Consider the following 1425-nt stretch of genomic DNA (forward strand, 5'->3'; position numbering starts at 1 on the left):
CCGGCCATATATGGGTACCGGCAGTGAGTGAATACGTGCGCAGATTAACAGCGCAGCAGCGATTCTGGCTCGCTTGGCTCGGCGTCGGTTGCCGTACCGTGCGTAAAATGCTGGATGATTTGCTGCACGGCCGGATTGCGCGCGGCTTCCACGCTATAACACCAGCCGATGCGACGCGATAGGGCCAGCTCTGGCACCGGACAATGCAGCAAGGTCGGCCAATCCGCTAACAAGCTTTGTGGCAGCAGCCCAATACCTAAACCCGCATTAAGCATAGCGGCCAATTGCTGGTGGTTGTCGGTGGTACCTTTGGGGGTTAACACCAGTGAGTGCTGCGACAACACGCCCATAATGCGCTGATAACTGGCACTGGCGTGGCAGGCCAACCATTCCTGTGCGGGAACGTCGGCCAGCGTCAGCGATTGCTCCGAACTTATTGCTTCCCGCACTTGCTGCGCAAAGGGGTGTCGTGCTGCAACGGCCAGATGGTAGGCATCATCCAGCAGAGGGAAGAACAGGTCATCGTCACATAGGGCGTCATCGCGATCAATGCGCATATCGCCAGCGCAGCCTTGTAGCAATGTCAGTTGCAATCCGGGAAGGGCGGCATAGCACTCAGCTATCAATTGGCTTTGCCAGTATTGCCCCAGATCGGCCATCAATCCTACCGACAAACTCACCGCGCCACCTTGCTGTGCAAACAGCGTGGGTAGGTTTTGCAATTCATTCACCAAGCGGCGGGCGCTCGGATACAGTCGGCGAGCTTCATCTGTCAGTGCTACGCCTTTGGGTTGCCGAATGAACAGGGTGACATTGAGCTGCTCTTCCAACTGGCGAATGCTGGCTGATAAAGCCGGTTGCGACACGTGGCAACGCTGCGCGGCGGCAGTCATATTTTTTTCTTCAAACACGGCGGTAAACGCACGCAACAGACGGTAATCCATAGTGATAACTGTTTTTTATTTCTAATCGGCTTGTATCGCCAGATTGTATCAAATTTCTCGGGGCGATATACCGGATAAATGTCATTTACCTTATTTTGCTATCGGTATTGCTTATCACTGTATGCGTTATTTGCTCTTTTTTGGTGAAAAATACGTCATTTATGGGGCGAGAAATTCGTTGCTATAAATCTTGTGCAGTCTGTTTTCGCTATATCGTTGAAGTGTGGCTAAATTCTGTTCGCATGGTAATCAAACAGGCCAATATTGTGGTTGTTGACAGCTTCTTTAGTCGTTCATAGAGAGTCTGGTGGGAGCGTTGTCATAGGTTTTAGTTATGCTTGCCAGTGATTTTTCCCATTTCAGTCTCATTTCTTACGGGGATATAGTACGCCACATCGAGCAGACACGGATTATGCGATTACTCTTGTTTATAGGGCGATATTTATCACCGTGTCTCTTACTGTGATGTCTTGCGTTGTTT

1 protein-coding gene is annotated in these 1425 nt (G+C 50.8%); it reads right to left on the reverse strand.

Translation table 11 applies throughout. The annotated features are described in order from the left end of the window. Window positions 1-44 precede the first annotated feature (44 nt). Window positions 45-944 carry a LysR family transcriptional regulator gene (locus tag ACRC27_RS00895; protein WP_438638880.1) on the reverse strand — a complete coding sequence of 300 codons (900 nt, stop codon included), beginning with the start codon at window positions 942-944 and terminating at the stop codon, window positions 45-47. Window positions 945-1425: the final 481 nt, after the last annotated feature.

Origin of the sequence: Plesiomonas sp. (genome assembly GCF_051650925.1) — a bacterium.
Taxonomy (GTDB): Bacteria; Pseudomonadota; Gammaproteobacteria; order Enterobacterales; family CAMTGL01; genus Plesiomonas.